The organism is Geojedonia litorea (assembly GCF_042654525.1).
GTDB classification, from domain to species: Bacteria; Bacteroidota; Bacteroidia; order Flavobacteriales; family Flavobacteriaceae; genus Geojedonia; species Geojedonia litorea.
The window spans coordinates 1-793 of sequence record NZ_JBHSGP010000011.1 but is presented as its reverse complement, the minus strand read 5'-3'; the positions used below and the strand labels follow the sequence as shown (position 1 = coordinate 793).

Annotated in this window: 2 protein-coding genes; both read right to left on the bottom strand. The window is 47.3% G+C overall.

The genetic code is table 11. From position 1 onward, the window contains the following. Positions 1 to 400 (bottom strand): Ig-like domain-containing protein (locus ACFO5O_RS06095; protein ID WP_387961924.1); only part of this gene is annotated, 400 nt, incomplete at its 3' end. Positions 401 to 404: 4 nt separating this feature from the next. Continuing rightward, positions 405 to 740 carry an Ig-like domain-containing protein gene (locus ACFO5O_RS06090; protein WP_465253850.1) on the bottom strand — a complete coding sequence of 112 codons (336 nt, stop codon included), beginning with the start codon at positions 738 to 740 and terminating at the stop codon, positions 405 to 407. Between the last annotated feature and the right edge of the window lie 53 nt (positions 741 to 793).

Below are 793 nucleotides of genomic sequence, written 5' to 3'. Positions count from 1 at the left end.
ATGGTAATAACTGTACAGAGGTGTCTTCATCTGTAGTATAGGCATCATCGACCGCTACTGGGGCATCGTTAACTGCATTTACCGTAATGTTTTCATTCGCTGTGGCTGTCGCCGTTCCATCGGTAATCACATATGGGAAGCTTACCAATCCTGTATAATTCGCTGCTGGGGTGAAGGTAATCACGCCTGCGGCATCAATAGCTACCGTTCCGTTGGTCACTGCGATACTTTGGGCAGTGCCTGGTGTTAAGTTCGTTCCGTTAATCGATACGATACTTAAAGTATCACCATCGGCATCTGTATCACCTGTTAATGGTAATAACTGTACAGAGGTATCTTCATCTGTGGTATAGGAATCATCGACCGCTACTGGGGCGTCGTTTACTCCGCTTACCGTGATGTTTTCATNCTGGAGTGAAGGTAATCACGCCTGCGGCATCAATAGCTACGATTCCGTTGGTTACAGGAATGGACTGTGCCGTGCCTGGTGTTAAAGCCGTTCCGTTAATCGATACGATGCTTAAAGTATCACCATCGGCATCGGTATCACCTGTTAATGGTAATAACTGAACAGAGGTGTCTTCATCTGTAGTATAGGCATCATCAACCGCTACTGGGGCGTCGTTTGCTCCGTTTACCGTAATGTTTTCATTCGCTGTAGCGGTGTCCGTTCCATCGGTAATCACATATGGGAAGCTTACCAATCCTGTATAATTCGCTGCTGGGGTGAAGGTAATCACGCCTGCGGCATCAATAGCTACCGTTCCGTTGGTCACTGCGATACTTTGGGCAG